The 20,267-nt window shown below is 46.1% G+C and carries 15 protein-coding genes and 1 tRNA gene; 8 read left to right on the top strand and 8 right to left on the bottom strand.

Going from position 1 to position 20,267, the window contains the following annotated elements:
- The first annotated feature begins 119 nt into the window (after positions 1-119).
- Positions 120-995 carry a sugar phosphate isomerase/epimerase family protein gene (locus NC99_RS09925; RefSeq protein ID WP_082326411.1) on the top strand — a complete coding sequence of 292 codons (876 nt, stop codon included), beginning with the start codon at positions 120-122 and terminating at the stop codon, positions 993-995.
- 235 nt (positions 996-1,230) lie between these two features.
- On the opposite strand, the gene NC99_RS09930 is transcribed toward NC99_RS09925, so the two are convergent.
- The 6 genes from NC99_RS09930 to NC99_RS09955 form a co-directional block, all read right to left on the bottom strand.
- Positions 1,231-2,508, bottom strand: coding sequence for an AmpG family muropeptide MFS transporter (locus tag NC99_RS09930; protein WP_053183114.1), 1,278 nt, complete (start codon positions 2,506-2,508; stop codon positions 1,231-1,233).
- Between the two features lie 10 nt (positions 2,509-2,518).
- Entirely contained in the window at positions 2,519-3,850 is a 1,332-nt protein-coding gene (locus NC99_RS09935; protein ID WP_053183117.1) for a SpoIID/LytB domain-containing protein, read from the bottom strand.
- Complete coding sequence (locus NC99_RS09940; RefSeq protein WP_053183119.1) at positions 3,847-4,806, bottom strand: DUF4922 domain-containing protein; 960 nt, start codon at positions 4,804-4,806, stop codon at positions 3,847-3,849. The genes NC99_RS09935 and NC99_RS09940 overlap by 4 nt, the downstream gene beginning before the upstream one ends.
- Positions 4,803-6,254 (bottom strand): glycosyltransferase family 2 protein, encoded by a 1,452-nt coding sequence (locus NC99_RS09945; protein WP_053183122.1) that lies wholly within the window; start codon positions 6,252-6,254, stop codon positions 4,803-4,805. Before NC99_RS09945 ends, NC99_RS09940 begins: the two co-directional genes overlap by 4 nt.
- 91 nt (positions 6,255-6,345) lie before the next feature.
- Positions 6,346-7,845, bottom strand: coding sequence for a glycoside hydrolase family 10 protein (locus NC99_RS09950; RefSeq protein WP_082326412.1), 1,500 nt, complete (start codon positions 7,843-7,845; stop codon positions 6,346-6,348).
- Between the two features lie 665 nt (positions 7,846-8,510).
- Positions 8,511-8,584 (bottom strand) — tRNA-Ala (locus tag NC99_RS09955).
- A gap of 127 nt (positions 8,585-8,711) precedes the next feature.
- Between NC99_RS09955 and NC99_RS09960 the strand changes: the two genes are divergently transcribed.
- The 3 genes from NC99_RS09960 to hflX all read left to right on the top strand — a co-directional run bounded on the left by NC99_RS09960 (position 8,712) and on the right by hflX (position 11,493).
- Complete coding sequence (locus NC99_RS09960) at positions 8,712-9,392, top strand: energy transducer TonB (RefSeq protein ID WP_053183128.1); 681 nt, start codon at positions 8,712-8,714, stop codon at positions 9,390-9,392.
- A 129-nt stretch (positions 9,393-9,521) separates the two neighbouring features.
- Positions 9,522-10,205 (top strand): energy transducer TonB, encoded by a 684-nt coding sequence (locus NC99_RS09965; RefSeq protein ID WP_053183130.1) that lies wholly within the window; start codon positions 9,522-9,524, stop codon positions 10,203-10,205.
- Positions 10,206-10,281: 76 nt separating this feature from the next.
- Positions 10,282-11,493, top strand: a complete 1,212-nt coding sequence (hflX, locus tag NC99_RS09970) for a GTPase HflX (protein ID WP_053183134.1) — start codon at positions 10,282-10,284, stop codon at positions 11,491-11,493.
- Between the two features lie 378 nt (positions 11,494-11,871).
- Here the strand turns inward: hflX and NC99_RS09975 are convergent, their stop codons facing one another.
- Positions 11,872-12,882, bottom strand: a complete 1,011-nt coding sequence (locus NC99_RS09975) for an aspartate-semialdehyde dehydrogenase (RefSeq protein WP_053183137.1) — start codon at positions 12,880-12,882, stop codon at positions 11,872-11,874.
- A 129-nt stretch (positions 12,883-13,011) separates the two neighbouring features.
- On the opposite strand from NC99_RS09975, the gene NC99_RS09980 reads away from it, so the two are divergent.
- Genes NC99_RS09980 through NC99_RS09995 form a run of 4 tightly spaced genes read left to right on the top strand, consistent with a single transcriptional unit; the run spans position 13,012 to position 19,381 of the window.
- Positions 13,012-14,433, top strand: a complete 1,422-nt coding sequence (locus tag NC99_RS09980) for a T9SS type B sorting domain-containing protein (RefSeq protein ID WP_162231194.1) — start codon at positions 13,012-13,014, stop codon at positions 14,431-14,433.
- A gap of 60 nt (positions 14,434-14,493) precedes the next feature.
- Positions 14,494-15,966 (top strand): DUF5687 family protein, encoded by a 1,473-nt coding sequence (locus tag NC99_RS09985; protein WP_053183143.1) that lies wholly within the window; start codon positions 14,494-14,496, stop codon positions 15,964-15,966.
- Positions 15,967-15,968: 2 nt separating this feature from the next.
- Positions 15,969-16,694 carry an ABC transporter ATP-binding protein gene (locus NC99_RS09990; RefSeq protein WP_053183145.1) on the top strand — a complete coding sequence of 242 codons (726 nt, stop codon included), beginning with the start codon at positions 15,969-15,971 and terminating at the stop codon, positions 16,692-16,694.
- A 41-nt stretch (positions 16,695-16,735) separates the two neighbouring features.
- On the top strand, positions 16,736-19,381 hold the full coding sequence (locus tag NC99_RS09995; RefSeq protein WP_053183148.1) for a glycoside hydrolase family 2 protein: 2,646 nt from the start codon (positions 16,736-16,738) through the stop codon (positions 19,379-19,381).
- A 145-nt stretch (positions 19,382-19,526) separates the two neighbouring features.
- On the opposite strand, the gene NC99_RS10000 is transcribed toward NC99_RS09995, so the two are convergent.
- Positions 19,527-20,231: a hypothetical protein gene (locus NC99_RS10000; RefSeq protein WP_053183150.1), complete on the bottom strand. Its 705-nt coding sequence runs from the start codon at positions 20,229-20,231 to the stop codon at positions 19,527-19,529.
- Between the last annotated feature and the right edge of the window lie 36 nt (positions 20,232-20,267).

Consider the following 20,267-nt stretch of genomic DNA (forward strand, 5'->3'; position numbering starts at 1 on the left):
CGGCCGATTCTCACATGCTTAGCAAGCTGTCACTTTATTTTCAAACTGGAAATTCTTTTCGTTACCTTTGCCTTCGACAACTAATTTTTTATCAACTATTTTATATTAAATCAATAACCATGACAAATTTTAATTTGAAAGCAAAAAGCACATTGCTGGCTTTGATTCTCATGACGTTTTTAGCATCGGTATTTGCTGGCAATAAAGCGCCTAAAAAAGAGAAGGAAATTGGTATTCAGCTTTGGTCTGTCCGCGAAGACATGAACAAAGATGCCGCAGGAACCATCGCTAAACTGGGCGAAATTGGCTACGCCTATGTTGAGGCTGCCGGATACAACGACGGCAAATTCTATGGCATGGAACCCACCGAATTTAAAGCCTTGCTGGCCAAGCACGGCATGACCATGAAAGGTTCGCACAGTGGGATGAACCTACCAAAAGAGGGCGAATGGGATCAGGCGATGGAGTGGTGGAAAACCTGTATTGAAGCCCACAAAGCTGCGGGCGCCAAGTGGATTGTAAAACCCTCAATGGGCCGCGAATCATACGAAGACCTGGCTGTACTGAAACAGTATTGCGACTACTACAACACCGTAGGCGAAATGTGCAACAAAGCTGGCATTCGTTTCGGGTACCACAACCATGCGCAAGAGTTTACGACGGAGTTGGAAGGCAATATTTTCTACGACTACCTGGTTCAGAACACCGATCCTAAAAAAGTGATGTTTCAGTTGGACTTGTATTGGATTGCTGAAGGTGGCAAGAATGCCCTGGACTATTTCAAAAAATATCCCGGTCGTTTTGAGTTGTACCATGTGAAAGATGTGGAAGAGCTAGGCGCCAGCGGTAAAATGGATTTTGAACCCGCTTTTAAAATGGCAAAAAAAGCCGGAATGAAAGACTACATTGTTGAAGTGGAACGCTACAACTACGAGCCGCTGGTGAGTGTTGAAAAGAGCTTCGACTTTTTAAATGAGGCCAAGTACACCAAATAAGTACTGCGAATAATTTAGCATCATGTTTCGAGTCTTTAACAATTTGTGATAGACGCGAAACCAAAAACATTAAATAGGTCCGTGACCTTAATTGAACGAAAATAAAAGATTAAAAAGCTCCTGGTTTCTCAGGGGCTTTTTTTGTGGATTGAATTGTCGCCAAGAACAAAATTCCGCCAACAAGTTTGTCCTTCAACTATCCCTTGGCGTCTTTGCGCCTTTGCGGTGAAAAAAATCATATTTCCTTCGCCCCAAATTTTGGATCAATCTTCAGAAAGTTGATAATCACGAAGCCAGGAATCGTACAAATCATCACCCAAACAAAAAAGAGCTGGTAGCCAATTTGCTCCTGAATCCAGCCGCTGATCATGCCCGGCAGCATCATGCCCAAAGCCATAAAGCCGGTGCACAGCGCATAGTGAGCGGTCTTGTGTTTTCCTTCCGACAGGTAAATCATAAACAGCACGTAGGCTGTAAAACCAAAGCCATACCCAAACTGCTCCACCACGACGGCAGCTGTTACAATTCCCAGGTGCTGGGTTTGTACAAAAGCCAGGAAAACATACACCAGGTTGGGCAAGTTCATGGCCAAGACCATGGGCCACAACCAGGTTTTAATGCCATGACGCGAAACTGCGATACCACCCAAAATCCCGCCCAGGGTGAGCGCAATAATGCCAGCAGTTCCGTACACATAGCCGATATTGCTTGTCGTCAAAGCCAGCCCGCCTTCTGAAACTTCGTCGAGTAAAAATGGCGAAGCCAGTTTGACCAGCTGCGCTTCTCCCAAACGAAAAACCAGGATGAAAACCAGTGCCACACCAATCCCTTTTTTCTTGAAAAACGAAGTGAACGTCTCCCAAAATTTGGCCAGGGCTTCTTCCAGCGACTGGTGCTCGTGCTTCACATCGCTTGGCGGATAGGGCAGGATAAATAGATGCCACAAACTAAAGGCGGCAAAAAGTGCGGCAAAGATGAAAAAAGTAATGCTCCACGCCCAGGAGGTACTTTCGGCGATGGTTTCCATGTGCCCGGCCAGAATCACCAGCGGACCCTGCCCGGCCAGCATGGCAAAACGGTAAAAGGTGTTGCGAATTCCGACGAAAAAAGCCTGGTCGTGTTTGCTGAGTCCAAGCATATAAAAGCCATCGGCAGCAATATCGTGTGTGGCCGAGCTAAAAGCCATTAACCAAAAAAAGGCCAGGCTATATTGAAAAAAGTTGTTCATGGGCAGGGTAAATGCCACGCACGCCAACGCCACGCCAACCAACAGCTGCATGCTGATAATCCAAAACCGCTTGGTTCGCAGGTTATCCACAATGGGGCTCCAGATGGGTTTGATCACCCAGGGCAAATACAGCCAACTGGTGTACAGTGCAATGTCGGTATTCGAAATGTCAAGCCGTTTGTACATGATCACCGAAACGGTCATCACCAGCACATAGGGCAGTCCTTCGGTAAAATACAGGGAGGGAATCCAAGCCCAGGCATTGCGTGTGGCAGGTTTTTTCATCTGATCAGGTTTAGTATATTTTCTTCAACTCAGCACCTCTAAAATAGTGCTTTAAAATTTGCTCGTAGCTGTATCCTTTTTCGCCCATCACCGCGGCCCCAATCTGGCAAAGGCCGACGCCGTGGCCCCAGCCCGCTCCGGTCAATTCAAATCGCTGCGGAATTCCGTCCTGCACATCATGATGGTCAACCACAAAGGCCGAACTGTATAAATGTGATTCGGATAAAGTCCGGCGGATTTCCAACTCTTTGCCGATGACCATCGTCTTTTTAACGCCAACGACTCTCAGCTTGATCAGGCGTGCGGAATGTCCACGTTCCACAGGTTCCAGGCGAATGATTTGGCCAAAGTCGATGCCGGATTTCTTCAGGAGCAAGGCTGCAAGTTGCTGCTGGGTGTAACTGACCTTCCAACGATAAAAGTCGGTGGTTGCCTGATCAAAATCCGGCAGCACCTGCGCCAGAACTTGCGCATCGGTAGTATTGCAAAACGCATACGGACTGCTTCGGATCCATTCTTCGGCTTCCTCTTCCCGGCGCAAATCCATGCCGGTGGTTTCGCCATATTCCGAGTCCACCACTTCGGTAAGGTAGCTGTGTTGAACCGGCTCCCAAACGTTCTCAAAATTCTCGGACACGCCTCCGCAACATTTCGAAAAACGGGCATCGCAGGTCTCATCGCCCAGCATTAAAAATTCGCCAAAGGTTTCGTCAATCGCCCGGCTGGCTTTCTCGTTGATAATTTTGGTGATTCCCTGGTAGCGCTGACAATGATCATCGGAACACACATCAAAATGCTGGTGATCTTCGCGATCGTACCAGCGGATCAATTCGCCCTCGATTTGCTGCACGGACGCGTAGCTGGTGGTTCCGGCTTTCAGTTGTTCGCTCTTTTTGATTTGTGCCAGCAGCCAGCTTCGCGAAATCACCGCGTGGGCTTTCAGCAAATCGGGCGAACTGGTGGCGCTCATTTCCGATGAAATCACCGAACGCAAATATTCTTCGAGCAAAACCAAGTTGATGGCCCGCACTTTTTCGCCTTCAACAGTCAGTTTTAAATCGCCGCGAAACCGCTGGTTCTCCTTTTGTTCCCAGTGAAAATCGATGCCGATGGTCACACCCTCGAGCAAAAAAGAATCTGCTGCCGAACTCGCCTGAAAAATAAACTCCTTGCCTTTCATTTGTTGACCGGAGCCGGAGCTAAGCACAATCTCCCCGCCGGAAAGCTCGGCCTGAAAACGCGAGCCGCTCATTTCTTCTTTTAAACTGTAGTGTCCATCCAGTTCAAAAGTGATTACTTTTTCGGCCAAAATGCCGACCTGAATCTCTGGTTGTCTGCTCATCGTTTCATTTTTATTTGGTCTTTCAATTCCTCAAAAACTTCGTCGCCGACAGATACTTGCCTGTAAATGTCCGTTAAATCATCCGGTGTCAGCTTGTCAAAATCTTCCTTTCGCGGAAGAATAACCAGCCCGCCCATTTCCACCGACGCCGGACTGATCAGGATTTGATCACTACCGTTGGCGTAAAACTGCTGCGGCCGCTGTTGCCGGCGTGGGAAAATGACCACGATCCACTGTCCATTTTCGAAGCGCGACACGATATTCATCATGGGTTCGTCTGCCGTTTCAGCTTCATTCAAGAAATTCAGAATCATTTTAAAATGATGAATTAATTCTTGTTCCGAATCAGAAATAAGACAGATCAAGTTGCGCAGGTACTTTCGCCCAAGTGCAGTTATGCTGGTGTGTTCATCCTGAAAAAGCAACTGGCCCCATTTGTTAATCACGTGCCGAATTTCAGAATCAAGGGGCATCTTGTTTTTGCTTCCTGCCTGAAAATGGAAATGGTCGGGTGCCGAAGCCCCACATTTGGGACCGTTATAAAACAGGGTGAAATCGGTCAATTGTTTGCTCAACTGCAACAAATCAGCAAAGTAGGGAGCAATTTCCTGAGCAAGATGCGTATTCAAGGAAATGGTCAGGTGCTCAGTGAAAATGGGAAACGGATTGACCAATACGGTGTACTGCTTGCCAAAAGTAACCCCCTGCTGCTGCGCCGGCCGATTGGCGGCACATAAAAAGCAGGCACGCCGGGCAATGGATTCGGCATCGGTTTTGGCAGCCGACGAACGGATTCGTTCGGGATTGTATTGGGCCACTATTTTGAATCCGTCAAACTCAAATGCTTTTGTCTCCACTTTTTCCAGCCCGAGATAGTTGATTCTGGCGAGCTCCCACACTTGCTTTTGTTGCTGAATTATTTCTCTGACCGATATTTCAAGCTTGCTCTTACTCATCCTCTTTGGTTCTTCTTCATTCTCGCCCTCAGCTCAAACGTCCGCAAGCTATCTTTGTAGGCATTGTGCGCATTCTGTTTCGCCACATCGAGCGAGGCATCCGAATTATCTTCCCAACGCCGGCAGCGATAAACAGCCTGGTAAATCCGCCCGATTTTCCAGGTCCGCGAAATGGCCAAGCCTACCGCATAATCTTCGCCATAGCTGGTATTCGGAATCCGGATCTGGCGAAGGATGGGTGTATAAAAAGCCCGCGGTGCACCCAATCCATTAATGCGAAGCGCATTGTTTGGGCCATTCTCCGGTGTCCATTCCCGGTGGTCAATCAAGCCGGGTGGAACTTCTTCCAGATTGAAATTACACATTTGGTACGAGCCAATGACCATGGCGCATTGCTCTTCATAAAATTTATCGACAATTTGTTGCAGCGTGCTGTCATCAAAATACAAATCGTCACTGTCCAGCTGAACGGCAAACCGCCCGCACTTTTCATGAAACACCGCTTCGTTCCAGCATCCGCCAATTCCCAAATCGGTAGCCTCCGGAATCACATGAACCAGCCGCTTGTCGGAATATGCACGCAGCAATTCGGTTGTTCCATCGGTAGAAAAATTATCTACAACGATCAGGTTGAAGGAAAAATCAGTCTTTTGCGACAGAACGGAATCCACCGCATCCCGAATAGTTTTCATACGGTTACGAACCGGAATCACCACCGACGCTTCCACCGGGAAATCGCCCGAAAAATCAGCCGCCTGAAAATTCGGCTCCAGGAACCCACCAATTTTACGCAGGTGATCCGTGCAGGCCTGCTCCATTTCAATCTGCTTTTCGCGGGCATGCCCACTCACGTAGTCAAATTGTTTTTCGCCCGATTGGCGCGTGTCGGTCTCCGTCATGCTAAACAAGAACTCAGGAACACGCCATAGGTCGCCCATTCGCGAAGCCAGCAAACGCAATGCATAAAAACCGGCATGTTGGTAGTTGGGATATTTTTCAGAAACGAAATTTTCCAGCACCTCCCTGCGGAAAAGCTGAGCCGGCCCAAAATTAAAATCATCACGCAGGCTTCCCATCTGGTAATCAATCACCGGATGGTTGGAACGGACTCCAGCTTTCAATTCAAAATAATCAGCATACAGCATACTTGCCTCACCGCATTCTGCCAGTTGCACCATCCGCTCCAGCGCAAATTGCCCCAGGCCCAAAGCAGTTGACTGCAAAGCCAATAAAACAAACCCGGCTGTGCTCTTTTCGGCCACCATCTCCATGCTTTTTGTGGCATTCGGGTGACTGACAAGCAGTGTTTCGGCTCCCTTCAACTCAACTTGGCTTTGGCAAAATACAAATACGGATTGCACTTGCCTTGAAAGTTTGAGCTGGTTGATGCTATGCTGTGTTTCCTGCTTTCCGTGGAAAGTGATGAAGCAGTCTATTTTTTGATTCATAAGATGGAACTATTTGTTTTGGTATGGATCCGATGGAACTCACACTTGAATCATTTTCTTTTGCGTTAACCAAACATGCTCGTTTCATAAATCAGAGTTTGATTATCACCGGTTCTGAAATTTCGCTTTCGTTGTGAAGCCGATCAAGTGCCGACACCCGAAATTCATAAGCTATTTTATTCGTTCGTTTGGTCAGATTTAGTTTCGTTTCCTTCGTAATCAGACTGATGAACCGGGTGTCATTCGGATCGAAAACTTCACCCACCTTATTCTTGTAAACAATGTAGCGAACAGCTTTATCAAGCTCATTTTCTGTTTTGTCCGGTTTCCATTTTAACACTTTCCCCCACCCTTTTTTTACTTTGCGAGGTGTCGCCGGTGGCTGGTTGTCAATCCATGGCATTTCCGGAACCAATGCAGGATGAGCATATAACTTGGTTTCCAGGGTGTCCTGAAAACCAATAATATCGCGGTAAAAATGCTTGGCGCTGTAAAACGCACTCCCCTTGATCTCGGGGATCTTTCGGGTCAGGCGAACCTGATTTGGCAGCTGGTTACATTGCCGCCATTCCAAAATGCTGGATGCCGGATCACACTTATAAACCGAATGACCAACGTACAAGGCCCGATCGTAAGTATGCTCTTTCCACCAGTGCGATAAGACTTCAAAGTTAGCAGCCGGAAATCCGATGTGCCAATAAAGCTGGGGCACCAAATAATCGAGCCAGCCATTCTCCATCCATTTGATCACATCGGCGTACAGGTGATCGTAATTGGTATTTCCGGCCGAAGTCAAGGAGCCACGCTCATCATCGGCCATGTTGCGCCAAACACCAAAGGGGCTGATTCCAAATTTCACCCACGGCTTAACCGACTTGATCGCCTTACTGAGTTGCTCAATGGTTAAATCAACATTCTCGCGCCGCCAGTCTTCCAGTTGCTCCTCCGCAAAGTTCCGCCGGTATTTTTTAAACGAAAGGGTATCAGGAAAAGCTTCTCCAATAATCGGATAAGGGTAGAAATAGTCATCAAAATGAATGGCATCAATATCATAGCGCCGCAGCACATCGACGACCACATCGGTAATAAACTGGCGTGTTTCAGGCAAACCCGGGTCAAAATAAAGCGAATTGCCATATTTCACGATCCAATCTTCATGCTCAAATGCGACATGTCCGGCAGCCAAAGGTTCGTCATACTTCAATGCCACACGAAACGGATTAAACCAAGCATGAAACTCCATGTTTCGCTTGTGACATTCATCAATCCAGAACTGCAAGGGATCGTAGCCGGGATCCTGCCCGGGCGTGCCTGTCAGATAGCGGGACCACGGCTCTATGTCGGACGGGTAAAATGCATCAGATGCAGGCCGCATCTGGAAAATGACGGCATTCATTCCAATTTGCTGAAGTTTGTTAAGCAACACGTGAGCCTCCTGCTGCTGACTAGCAATACTCAACCCAGGTTTCGAGGGCCAATCAATGTTGGAAACCGTAGCCACCCACGCCGCCCTAAATTCTCGTTTAGGACTTTGCTGCGAAAAGCTGTTCATCGAAAATAAAAGCAATATCAAAACTAGTTTTGAACGCATAAGTCAAAATTTAATTCGATTAGTTTGAGGTATAAAATTAGGGCTATTCTGCTAATTAAAATACTGAAATCGTCATCAATCGGCTGTAGTCTGTCAGCATGCAAGCACAAAACGCTGTTCATGAACAAATTAAACTTCACGAGCCTGGCCAAAATTCGGTTCTCCCTTATTCGTTTCTCTTCGTTTAAACGAATTCGACAGGCTATTTATTCTTCTATTTCTTTGGGGTTCCAGCATTACACATTCAACTGACCATAAAACCAACGGACACCAAAACCCAAACGGCTGACCACTAACTGCTCGGGTTTTAACTGGCTGTTAAAAACTACCATTCTTATTGGATTATTCAATAATATCGTTGCACATCTTTTGTTTTTTTTGATATCTTTGAGCCGAAATCGAAATGTACTTGTTCAGGCTTTTGCTTGTGACAAGTATGTTAGTAGCAAACTGGGAATTCGCTGTCTTTCGGGACAGCACACCACAATTTCCAGCTGCTCATGGTTTATTAGGTTTAGTTGGTTTAGGTTAGTTCCCCGAGAGATCGGGGCGGAAAAGGCAGTCAGAGGACTGCCTTTTTATTTTCCAACGAATTTTGTTAGTCCTTCGATTAGTACAAATAAAAAAGAGTTACAAACAACTGCTTATAACTCTTTCATTTTCAGTGGAGAATATCGGAATCGAACCGATGACCTTTTGACTGCCAGTCAAACGCTCTAGCCAACTGAGCTAATCCCCCATCATTTTTTTTGCACCGCAAATATAATAATATTTTCAAAATACATAACGCGATTTCATTTTGGTTTGATTTTTGTTTTCCCTGGTTTAAAATAACCTCTCATTTCTAAACAATTAAATCAAACGCTATGGAAACAAAAAAAACAAAGAAAGCTGATCTGGAAAACAAACGGCCACTTTTACTCAGCATTGGCCTGGTTATTTCGTTATCATTTACCCTTTTGGCATTCAGCTGGAAAACCCCGATTAAGGAAATGGACGACTTTGGACAGGTTCAATGGGATATTCCGGATGATGTCATCATCCCGCTGACCAAACCAGAGAAAAAAGAGCTTGCGCCCCCGGTTCAAACCGTCACCGAATTTGTGCTTGTTGACAACGAAACCGAAATAGACGATCAGGAACTTGATATTTTCGACACTGAAATGACCGACGAGGGAATTGACGTAAATGCCCTTATAGATAAAAATCGCGAGGAGGAACTTGTTGATGAAACCGTCTACTTCTTTGTTGATGAAATGCCCGAATTCCCCGGAGGCATGGAAGCTCTGCTTCGTTATATCGCCAAGGCGGTTGATTATCCGGTGGTCGCAAAGGAAAATGGCATTCAAGGGAAAGTTTACCTTAACTTTGTGGTTAATACCAATGGACAAGTGAGTGATGCAACCGTTGTTCGAGGCGTTGATCCATCGCTGGACAAGGAAGCGCTGCGAGTCGTGAACAGCATGCCCTTGTGGCGACCAGGAAAACAGGCTGGCAAAGCAGTCCGGGTTGCCTACCACGTTCCTATTAGTTTTGTCCTCCAATAAACAAAACACCAAATTGTCCTGTTAATTATTTAGGAACTGAACTCTTGGTTTTGAAGATTATTTTTTATCTTTAAGCCCTCAATTAAAAAAATTGTTTCTGAAAATAGAATAAACTTCTAAAACTGAATTATGGAACCAAAGAAATCACCAAAAGCCGATCTTGAGAACAAAAGAAATATCTTTGTTCAGATAGGTTTTGTGGTTGCTCTAGGTCTTTGCTTACTTGCTTTTGAATGGACCTCAAAAGTAGATCAGGCTGCATCCTTAGGATCAGTTGCTGAGCAGGAAGTTGAAGACGAGATCATCCCCATTACCCGTCAAGAAGAAGTAAAACCACCACCACCGCCGCCGCCACCAAAGGTTGTTGAGGTGCTGAATATTGTGGACGACGAAACAGAAATCGAAGACGAACTTGAGATTGAAGACACCGATATTGACGAAGAAACAGCAATTGAAGTAGCTCCGGTTATTCAGGAAGAAGAAGAAGCCGACGAAGGTCAGGTGTTCTTTATCGTTGAAGACATGCCGGAATTTCCAGGTGGAGAATTGGCTTTGCGTAAGTTTATTGCCAATTCCATTAAGTATCCGGTAATTGCTCAGGAAAACGGAATTCAGGGCAAAGTTTACGTGAACTTTGTTGTTGATACCGACGGAAGTATTACCAATGCGCGAATTGCCCGCGGGGTTGACAATTCATTGGATAAAGAAGCACTTCGTGTGGTAAACACACTTCCAAAATGGAAACCAGGACAACAAAGGGGAAAACCAGTAAAAGTATCTTACACGGTTCCAATCAACTTTGTTTTACAATAACGATTTTAGATAAACGAAAAATCCTGGCTCCGTTATTTCGGGACCAGGATTTTTTATGGATTAAACTTCAATTTGAATGATAGAGACCGCCAAAATACAGGAAACAGCCGTTTTAGTTGGCTTAATTAACCAAGACCAGGACGAAAGGCAAGCCCGCGAATACCTGGATGAGTTGGAGTTTTTAGCTGAAACGGCAGGCGCACGGGTTGAAAAGCAATTCTTTCAGCGATTGGAGGTCCCCAATTCGGCAACCTTCGTTGGCTCAGGAAAATTGGAGGAGATTAATAATTTCGTCAAGATTCATGAGATCGACACCGTCATTTTTGACGATGAATTGAGCCCGACCCAACTCCGGAATATTGAGCGAACCCTGGAGTGCAAAGTGCTGGACCGAACCAACCTGATTCTGGATATTTTTGCCAAGCGGGCACAAACAGCCCATGCCAAAACGCAGGTCGAACTGGCACAGTACCAATATATGCTGCCACGCCTGACCCGCATGTGGACCCACCTGGAGCGTCAGCGCGGTGGAATTGGCATGCGTGGCCCGGGTGAAACCCAGATTGAAACCGACCGCCGGATTATTCTCGACAAAATAGCCCGCCTGAAAGTTCAGCTTGAAAAAATTGACAAGCAAAAGGCCACCCAACGCAAAAACCGAGGAAAGCTGGTTCGTGTGGCCTTGGTAGGCTACACCAACGTGGGCAAGTCGACCATTATGAACATGCTGGCCAAATCGGAAGTATTTGCCGAGAATAAACTGTTTGCCACCCTGGACACCACCGTGCGCAAAATGGTGATTGGCAACCTGCCGTTTTTGCTGGCCGATACGGTTGGCTTTATTCGCAAGCTGCCCCACGGACTGGTTGAATCGTTTAAATCGACTCTTGACGAGGTGCGCGAAGCCGACATTTTGGTGCATGTGGTTGATATTTCGCATACCGGATTTGAAGAGCAGATTGATACGGTGAATGAAACCCTTTCAGAAATAAAAACCGGTGAGAAACCGACAATCTACGTATTCAATAAAATTGACGCCTTTGAATACATCAAAAAAGACGACGATGATTTAAGTCCAAAAACCAAGGATAATCTCTCGCTCGAAGAATTGAAAAACAGTTGGATGGGTAAAAATAACACGCCATCGCTTTTTATTTCGGCAACCGAAAAGGAAAACATTGAAGAGTTCAAAAAAGTGCTTTATGAGGAAGTGAAGAAAGTACACATCACCCGCTTTCCGTACAACGACTTTTTATACGATATTGACTGGACAAAACCACAGGAATAAGCCTATCCATAAGTTCTCCCTGCAAACAAAAACTTGATGCTTGGCAGTCGAAAGTTCTAGCTTGGGAACACAGATTTCGGTAGAACTGAAAAGTTTTCGGTAGCGTTGATTGTTTTTTGGTAGCGTCGAAAATTTATTGGTACACACTGAAAAAAATTCCGTAGAAATGAGAAATTTCCGGTAGAACTCAGAATTTTACCATCGAACTGAAAATTTCGTGGTAGAACTCAAAATTTTCGTGGCAGAACTCAAAATCTTCCGGTAGAACTCAAAATTTTCTGGTCGAATTCAAAAATGAATCAGAGAAGGTTGTTCAAATCAGTAAAAAAACCCCGGTTGAAATTTCAGCCGGGTTTTTTTATTTTGATCGTAGATCGTTTATTTCACTTCGCCGTTGGCAATTAACCATTCGGCAATTTGGACAGCGTTAAGCGCGGCACCTTTTTTAATTTGATCGCCCACACACCAAAAGGTAATTCCCTTGGGGTTGGTCAGGTCTTTACGCAAACGGCCAACATATACATCGTCTTTGCCCGCAACAAAAAGCGGCATGGGGTATTCTTTGGCTTCAGGTTTGTCAACCACGGTGAGGCCTTTAAAATTATCGAAGGCCTCGCGAACCTGCTGCAGGTTCAGCTCATCTTCCGTTTCCAGCCAAATGGCTTCGGAGTGCGAACGGGCAACCGGCACACGTACACAAGTGGCGCTCACTTCGGCGTCGGTGTGCATAATTTTTTTGGTTTCCCAGTTCATTTTCATCTCCTCTTTGGTGTATCCGTTTTCAAGGAAAACATCGATGTGAGGAATGATATTCATCGACAACTGGTACTGAAACTTCTCGATGGTTGGTTCTTCGCCATTGGCAATCTGCTTGGTTTGCTCTTCCAGTTCGGCAATTCCCTGAGCTCCGGCTCCACTGGCTGCCTGGTAAGTCGCCACCTGAATTTTGGTAATTTTCGACAAGTTTTCAATCGGTTTCAGGGCAACCACCATTTGGATGGTCGAACAGTTTGGATTGGCAATAATATTACGCGGACGATTTTTCGAATCTTCCGGATTCACTTCAGGAACAACCAAGGGCACATCGTCGTCGTAGCGGAATGCGCTGGAGTTATCAATCATTACCGCGCCATATTTTGTAATAGTCGATGCAAACTCCTTGGAAATGGAAGCGCCAGCCGATGTCAAGGCAATATCAATGTCCTTGAAGTCATCGTTGTGTTTCAATTCCTTCACGGTCAGTTTCTTTCCTTTAAAGTCATACACTTTACCGGCACTACGGGCCGACCCAAATAAAACTAACTCATCGAGTGGGAAATTACGCTCGGCCAGAACTTCCAAAAATTCCTGCCCTACAGCACCACTTGCACCAACAACTGCAACTTTCATAATTAAACAAATTTTGTTAATTTCAATTCATCATTTACGTTCGTTCAAACGTCGTATAAAGTCCGCAAAATTAGTAGTTTGCTTTTAAATTTTCACACAATGTGGCGTATAAATACTTTTTTTCTTTTGATGCTTTCAATATTATTAACAAATGAAAGCTGCGGCACGATCATATGGGAGGAAAATTTCAACACGCCCGATCTGGGTGTCTGGGGTGACGAGGATGGGGAAAGCCTGCATATCAATCTGGATCAAGGAGAAAACTGGAGCATCAATTATGATGACTGTAGTTTAACCGCCGAAAATGACTACGTGAAAACTGTTTCCACTTCGGGTGGGCGGTTTGAGGCGCTCGACTGCGATGGCGAGGCCATTTGGTACTCACCTTGGATCAACATCAGTAAATACCTGGATGTCAATTGTGAGCTGACAGCACGCGAAACCGGCAGTGGTGCCAATTCGGCTAATAAATACCTGAAAGCTTATTTCCAACTCGACGACCGAGAGGAAGTTTTATTTGAAGTGAATGGCCTGAACGAAGGCAACTGGGGCGAAGCTGTAGCCAGCCAAATGCTGCTGGAGGGCGATTCCCTGCGTATTGTTGTGCGTTTAAACAGCAGCTATGCCAACGACAAAGTGATTCTGGATGCCGTCAGGCTGTGGTCGGACCAGCCGGAGGTGATTGATCCGAATCAACTGGCCGAAGCTGGCGATCTGCTGATTAACGAAGTATTATTCGATCCGTACCCCGGTGGTGTCGATTTTGTGGAACTGGTGAACCGCTCAGAAAAAGCCATCAGGCTCGACCACTTGCTGCTGGCCAGCCGGAACGATGATGGCTCGTTTAAGAAAGTGGTGCCGCTAAGCAGTCAGGAAAGCTTCATCGAGCCTCAAAGCTATTTGGTGCTGAGCGAAAACCACGAACAAGTGTTGGTGTTTTATGAAAGTCGGTGTCCTGAATGTTTTTTGAATCTGGACGATATGCCTGCCTTTAATAATGACTTGGGCCAGGTTGTTTTGCTCAATGATTCGCTGGAAATTCTGGACGAAATGCATTACACCAACAAAATGCACCACTCCTTATTGGTTGATGAAGAAGGTGTTTCGCTGGAGCGGATTTCGCTGGACGAAGCGGGCACGGAACCTTCCAACTGGGCATCGGCCAGTGCGTCGGTGCGTTTTGCTACGCCGGGCTACGAAAATTCGATGAGCCGGGAAAACTACGAAACAACTGACCAAATCAGCCTGGAGCCGAAATCATTTTCGCCCAACGACGATGGCTACAACGACTACCTGAGCATCAGCTACCAATTTGAAAATCCAAATTACGTTGCCAACCTCAAAATTTTCAACTCACATGGCCAGCCGGTTTGCGAACTTGTGAAAAATGAACCTGCCGGAAGTGAAGGCGAATGGATTTGGACCGGCGAACAAAGTGATGGCAAAAAAAGCCGCCTGGGTCTTTATGTCGTTCTGCTTGAACTTCACGATCAAAATGGAACAGTCAAACAATACAAAAAGGCTTGCAGCATCACCGACCGTCTGGAATAATGCGACCACCATTCCATATAAACCCACAAAAATCAACCAATCATTAAAACCCAATTTTCAATGAATCACAGTCTCAACTCTATTGCGTGGAAGGAAGTCACCCGATCGTCGGCTTTTGGGAAAAGTGTGGCGACCACCATCATGCTTGGCTTTCTGGCCCTCTACTTTGCCATCAATTTTTTGGCGCTCGGCTTCCTGATTCCGAAGATCATTGCTGAAAATTTTCCGGACGCCAATCCGGTGCAAATCTTCAACAGTTACCTGCTGGTGTATTTTGCCTTCGACCTGCTGTTTCGACAAGTCATGCAAAGCTTGCCGACTATCAGCCTGAAGCCCTTGTTGATTCTGAACATCAGGCGAAACCGGATTGCCCGCTACCTGTTGCTACGTTCGCTGTTTCACTTTTTCAATTTTCTCCCCTACTTCCTCTTGGTCCCAATCACCTTTTCGCTGGTTGCGGCAAACTACACAGCGGCAGTCACCTTCGCCTGGTTTGTGGGAATTGTGCTGATGATTTTCGCCAGCCATTTCCTAACCATTTGGCTAAAATGGTGGATGAACAAGCGTGGCTATGGATTTTACATTTTCCTGTGTGTTTTTCTATCACTGTACGGCCTGAATTATTTCAGAATAATTGAGTTAACCGGACTTTTTGGAAGCTACTTTGATTTGATACTGGCCAATCCGATGTGGCTGGTGGTGGCTGTTATCCCGCTAATTGGCACCATTCTATTAAACTACAAATATCTGCTCAGCAACCTTTATCTCAACTTGGTTGAAAAAAAGCAAAAGGACAGCACCATCCGCGACTTTTCGTGGATGAGCCGCTTGGGTGAATATGGCAAATTCATTTCGCTCGAAGTGCGCATGATCTGGCGAAACAAACGGCCGCGAACGTCCTTTCTGATGACCATCCTCTTCCTGTTTTATGGCCTGTTGATTTATAAAGACAGCGGCAACGGCATTCCGGATTTCATGTTTATTCTGGGCGGTTTGCTCATGATCTCCATGTTTTCGATTTCGCTGGGCCAGTTTTTCCCGGCCTGGCACAGCAACTATTTCGCCATGCTGATGACCCAAAATTTCAAAATGAAGCAATTTCTGCAATCGTTCTATTATATGAATGTGGCCTTTTCGTTCGTATATTACTTACTCACTTTGCCCTATATGCTGATTGACACCCGAATTGGTTATTACCATTCGGCCATGTTGCTCTATCACATTGGCGTGAACATGAACCTGATTTTTTTATTCGGAAAAAACAGCAAACGTGCGCTTGACCTAAGCAGCTCGTCTATGTTCAACTACCAGGGAATGGGAGCGGCCCAATGGCTGATCACCTTTCCGCTGCTGCTGGGGCCCATGCTGATTTACCTGCTTTCGAAACAGGTGTTGGGAGCACATGGCGCTTTATTGCTGCTGGGCGGACTCGGCCTGGTTGGCATCATGCTTCAACCACAACTGTTTAAATACTTTACGAAAGCTTATCTGCAACAAAAACACCGTTTAATCAAAGACTATAAAAACTCCTGATCATGATAGAAATTAACAGCCTGATAAAAGCATACAACAAGGAGGTCGTCCTGAACATCCCTGAATTAACAATTCACCAAGGCGAAGTATTTGGCCTGGTGGGCAACAATGGCGCTGGCAAAACCACGCTGTTCAACCTGCTGCTCGACCTGATTGTGCCCAGCAAAGGCTTTGTGGTGAGCAACCAAATTAAAGTGCAGGAATCGGAAGACTGGAAAGCCTTTACCGGCGCTTTTATCGACGAAAGCTTTACGATTGGCTACCTGACTGCCGACGAATATTTAGGTTTCATTGCTGAACTTCGGGAAATGAACCAGGCCGATTTGGATCAGCACTTGAACCGATATACCGATTTTTTCAATGGTGAAATTCGGGGGAAAAAGAAATTCATTCGTGACCTTTCGAAAGGAAACCAGAAAAAAGTAGGCATCGCCGCCGCCATGATGGGCAACCCCGAAGTGGTGATTCTGGATGAACCCTTTGCCAACCTCGATCCGGGTTCACAATTCAAACTGCGCCAACTGATTAAAGATCAAACAGCAGACTTTGGGACCACCTTTCTGATTTCGAGCCACAACCTGGATAACATCACCGATGTTTGCAGCCGGATTGTCATTTTGGAGAAAGGCCAAGTTGTGAAAGACGTTCCAAAAACAGCCACCACCTTGAAAGAGATCGAAGCCTTCTTTACCGGAGTAAAGGAAGAAGTTGGATTTAGTATCGATTAGGCTTAGCCTTATTTTACATTCTGCTAAAAAACAAAAAATCAATGTGCACAATAAAAATTAAAATCGCGGAAATCGCAATCCTGCTGGCAATAATGACTTCAACGTTTCGCGGTAAAGCCTCAGAACAGGAACTTAGCTCGGACTGGAAAATGGCTTCGATGGAGCAAGTGAAAAGTTCTGGTGAAGAAATTTCGCAAGTGGGCTATCGCTTGCGCGGGTGGCAAACTGCCATCGTTCCGGGAACCGTACTCACCAACCTGCTGGAGCAAGGTGAAGTACCCGACCCTTTTTATGGCATGAACAACGAAAAAATCAAAGACATTTACGAAACCGGACGCGACCATTACACTTATTGGTTTGTCAATGATTTCAACAAAAAGGCGAAAGGCGAAGAACAGGTCTGGTTGCATTTTCGTGGCGTCAACTACAGCTGCGATGTTTTCCTGAATGGCCAAAAGGTAAACGACGAAAGACACTACGGCATGTTCCTGCGCCAAACCTACAACATCACGAAATTACTGGCAACGAATGGCAACAACCGACTGGCAGTCATTGTGTATCCGGTCGATCCGGTGGGAAACCCCAATGGCGGGCAGGGAGGCGACGGTGAGATTGCCCGCAATGTTTCGCATCAATATGTAGCCGGCTGGGACTGGATTCAACCTGTTCGCGACCGCAATACCGGAATATGGGATCAAGTTACCCTGGAGACTACCCAACTTGTCAATCTGCAAAATCCGCATGCGATTACCCGTGTGTCAGGTATTCGTTTCCCAGGAAAAAAGCAGCAGCCGGCCCAAATCCAAACATCGGCCGAACTGGTGAACCCCACCAACAAAACCGTAAACGGAAAGCTGGTGGCCGAGCTGGATGGCATAAAAGTTGAACAAGCGGTTTCGCTCCCGGCGAATTCAACTCAACTGGTAAAATTGCCCGAACTCCTTGTCGAAAATCCAAAACTTTGGTGGCCCAACGGTTATGGATCCCAGAACCTGTACAAACTGTCAATGAAGTTTTTGCAAAATGACCAGGTGGCAGATGAGGAAACGATCACGGTGGGCATCCGCGAAATTCAACGCCAATGGAATGACCGAACCCGCAGCATGGAGATCCTGGTCAATGGTCAAAAAGTGTTTATCAAAGGGGGCAACTGGATTATCTCCGATGCGATGCTTCGTTTCTCTCCTGAGCGTTACGATGCCGAAGTCCGCTACCACCGCGACATGAACCTGAATCTGATTCGAATTTGGGGCGGCGTTCTGGCCGAACGCCCAGAGTTTTACGAGGCTTGTGACAAATATGGCTTGCTGGTGATTCAGGACTTCTGGATGTCGGGCGACTGCAATGGGCGCTGGATGGATCCGAAGAAAAAACACGACCAATGGATCCGCCGGCAATACCCTGACGATCATCACTTGTTCATTCAATCGGCTGCCGATGCCGTCAAGCTTATTCGCAATCACCCATCGCTGGCCATGTGGTGCGGTGGCAACGAGATAAAACCACCAGTTGATATTCTGGAAACACTCAGAGATTCAGTCTTGAAAAAGCTGGATGGCACACGTTGGTTTATCGAGTATTCGAATTCGGACAGCATGTCGTATAATTTTTTGGGTGGAAACGGTGATGGCCCCTACGGAATCCAGCCCGACTCCATCTTTTGGCAGCACCGTACCTGGCCATTCAACTCTGAAGTGGGCTCCGTTGGCGTGGGCGATGCCGAATCACTGCTTCGTTTTCTACCTGAGGAAAACCAGGTGATTCCGACAGAAAAACGTGGAACGGAGTCTGTTTCCGATCCGGTATGGACTTACCACAAATACATTGGCTATGGCAATTCGATTGCGGCTTATGGCGAAGCATCAAACATGGAAGACTTTGCCCGGAAAGCCCAGCTCGTGAACTACAACCAGTATCGGGCACTGATCGAGGGATTCAGCGCACACATGTGGGACTGGTACACCGGAACAATCATCTGGAAAACCCAAAATCCATGGACGGCACTGCGCGGACAGATGTACGACTATTTCCTCGATCCAAATGCGGGTTTGTTTGGACTGCGTACGGGAAGCAAAAGTCTTCAGGCCGTTTGCAACCCGGCAACGAAAATGATTTCGATTGTCAATAATGGGTTTGAATCAGAGAATGATTTGATGCTGGTTGCCAAAGCCTATGACATGGAAGGAAATGAGCAGCTTATCACCCAGGTATTTGTTTACATTGGTCCTACGACAAGCAAAAAAATACTGTCGGTCAACTCGGCGCTTAAACGGATGGGTGGGGAGAAAGATGGTTCATTTCTCCTGTTGCAACTGCAAAATCATCAACAGAAAGTGGTAGCCGAGAACTTTTACTGGTTTCCTAATGCCGAAGGAAACTATAGCGGCCTGCAATCAATCTCAAAATCAAAGCTGGAGGTTTCGGCCAAAAAAACAGGCAAGAATAAAGTTGTGGTTCATCTGAAAAATCCTTCCGGTGCTCCGGTTGCATTCTTTAACCGGCTGGCGATTGTCGATGCCAAAAGCCATGAACGGGTTTTACCGGTGTTTGCCAACGACAACTATAATTCGCTGGTACCGGGAAGCGAAAAGACGATTGAGCTGGAGTGTCCTCAGTCGGACAATACCAACTGGGAAATCTCAATTGAAGGATGGAACTTCGCCAAACAGTATTTCCCGGTTCAATAGCCCAGTCATTGCCTTATTTCAAGCTACGCGACAAACAAATTGCTGATGTCGCTTTTTGCATTTAACATGAACGCAGCCCATTCGACATAAAAAAAGCGGAACAAACCCAGTCGTTCCGCTTTTTCTTTATATCAGCTATAAGCTGCTATTTCATTTTTTCGAGATATAACTTTTTAAGCTGCTGCAAGTACGGCAAACTCAATTTGTTGCTGTAAATTCTGACGAACTCATGCAATCGGCCGTCATGATAGAAAGCGCCCACTGCGGCATCAAACTTACTCTCTTGCCAGTTGTATTTTACCCGGTTGCTCAGGGCATCAAAAGCTTCCCAACCACAATGAACCGGGAGTTCAATGTACGCATGGAAACGTTCCTTCCGATCCAGGTAAATCCCATCGTCAATTTCTTCGAGCGTGAAAAACTTCACGACCTTGATATTGGCTTTTTCCTTCAGATTTTTCTTTTGCTTATTCAAAAAGTGAATCCCGTTATCCTCATACGCCCTTTGCAGCGTTCCAATCAGGTCGTACCGGTTTAAATGTCTCACCCGAAGCACATAATAAGTTTTGTCATACATCGTCAAAAAGCCTTTCCCGGCATCAAACTTCTCATCAAATACTTTTTCTACTTCTTGCGTAGCGCGAATAATACTTTCAAGCGGATAGTGTTCCTGCAAGGCAATGTACATGTAAATCGGCTTGGTGTCGAAAGGAGTTTCGTGATAATACCCCGGAAACGGTTCAAGCGACTCAAAAACGAGCGTTCCCGGCTCAACTTTATCGTCGATGGTAAAAACGGTCTCCCGCTTGTTAATCGTCCCAAATACCTCAATCGTGTTTTTTTGTTCCATAGTTCAAATTTTGAAGGATTGATTATCTTCGTCAGC

Source organism: Sunxiuqinia dokdonensis, assembly GCF_001270965.1.
GTDB classification, from domain to species: domain Bacteria; phylum Bacteroidota; class Bacteroidia; order Bacteroidales; family Prolixibacteraceae; genus Sunxiuqinia; species Sunxiuqinia dokdonensis.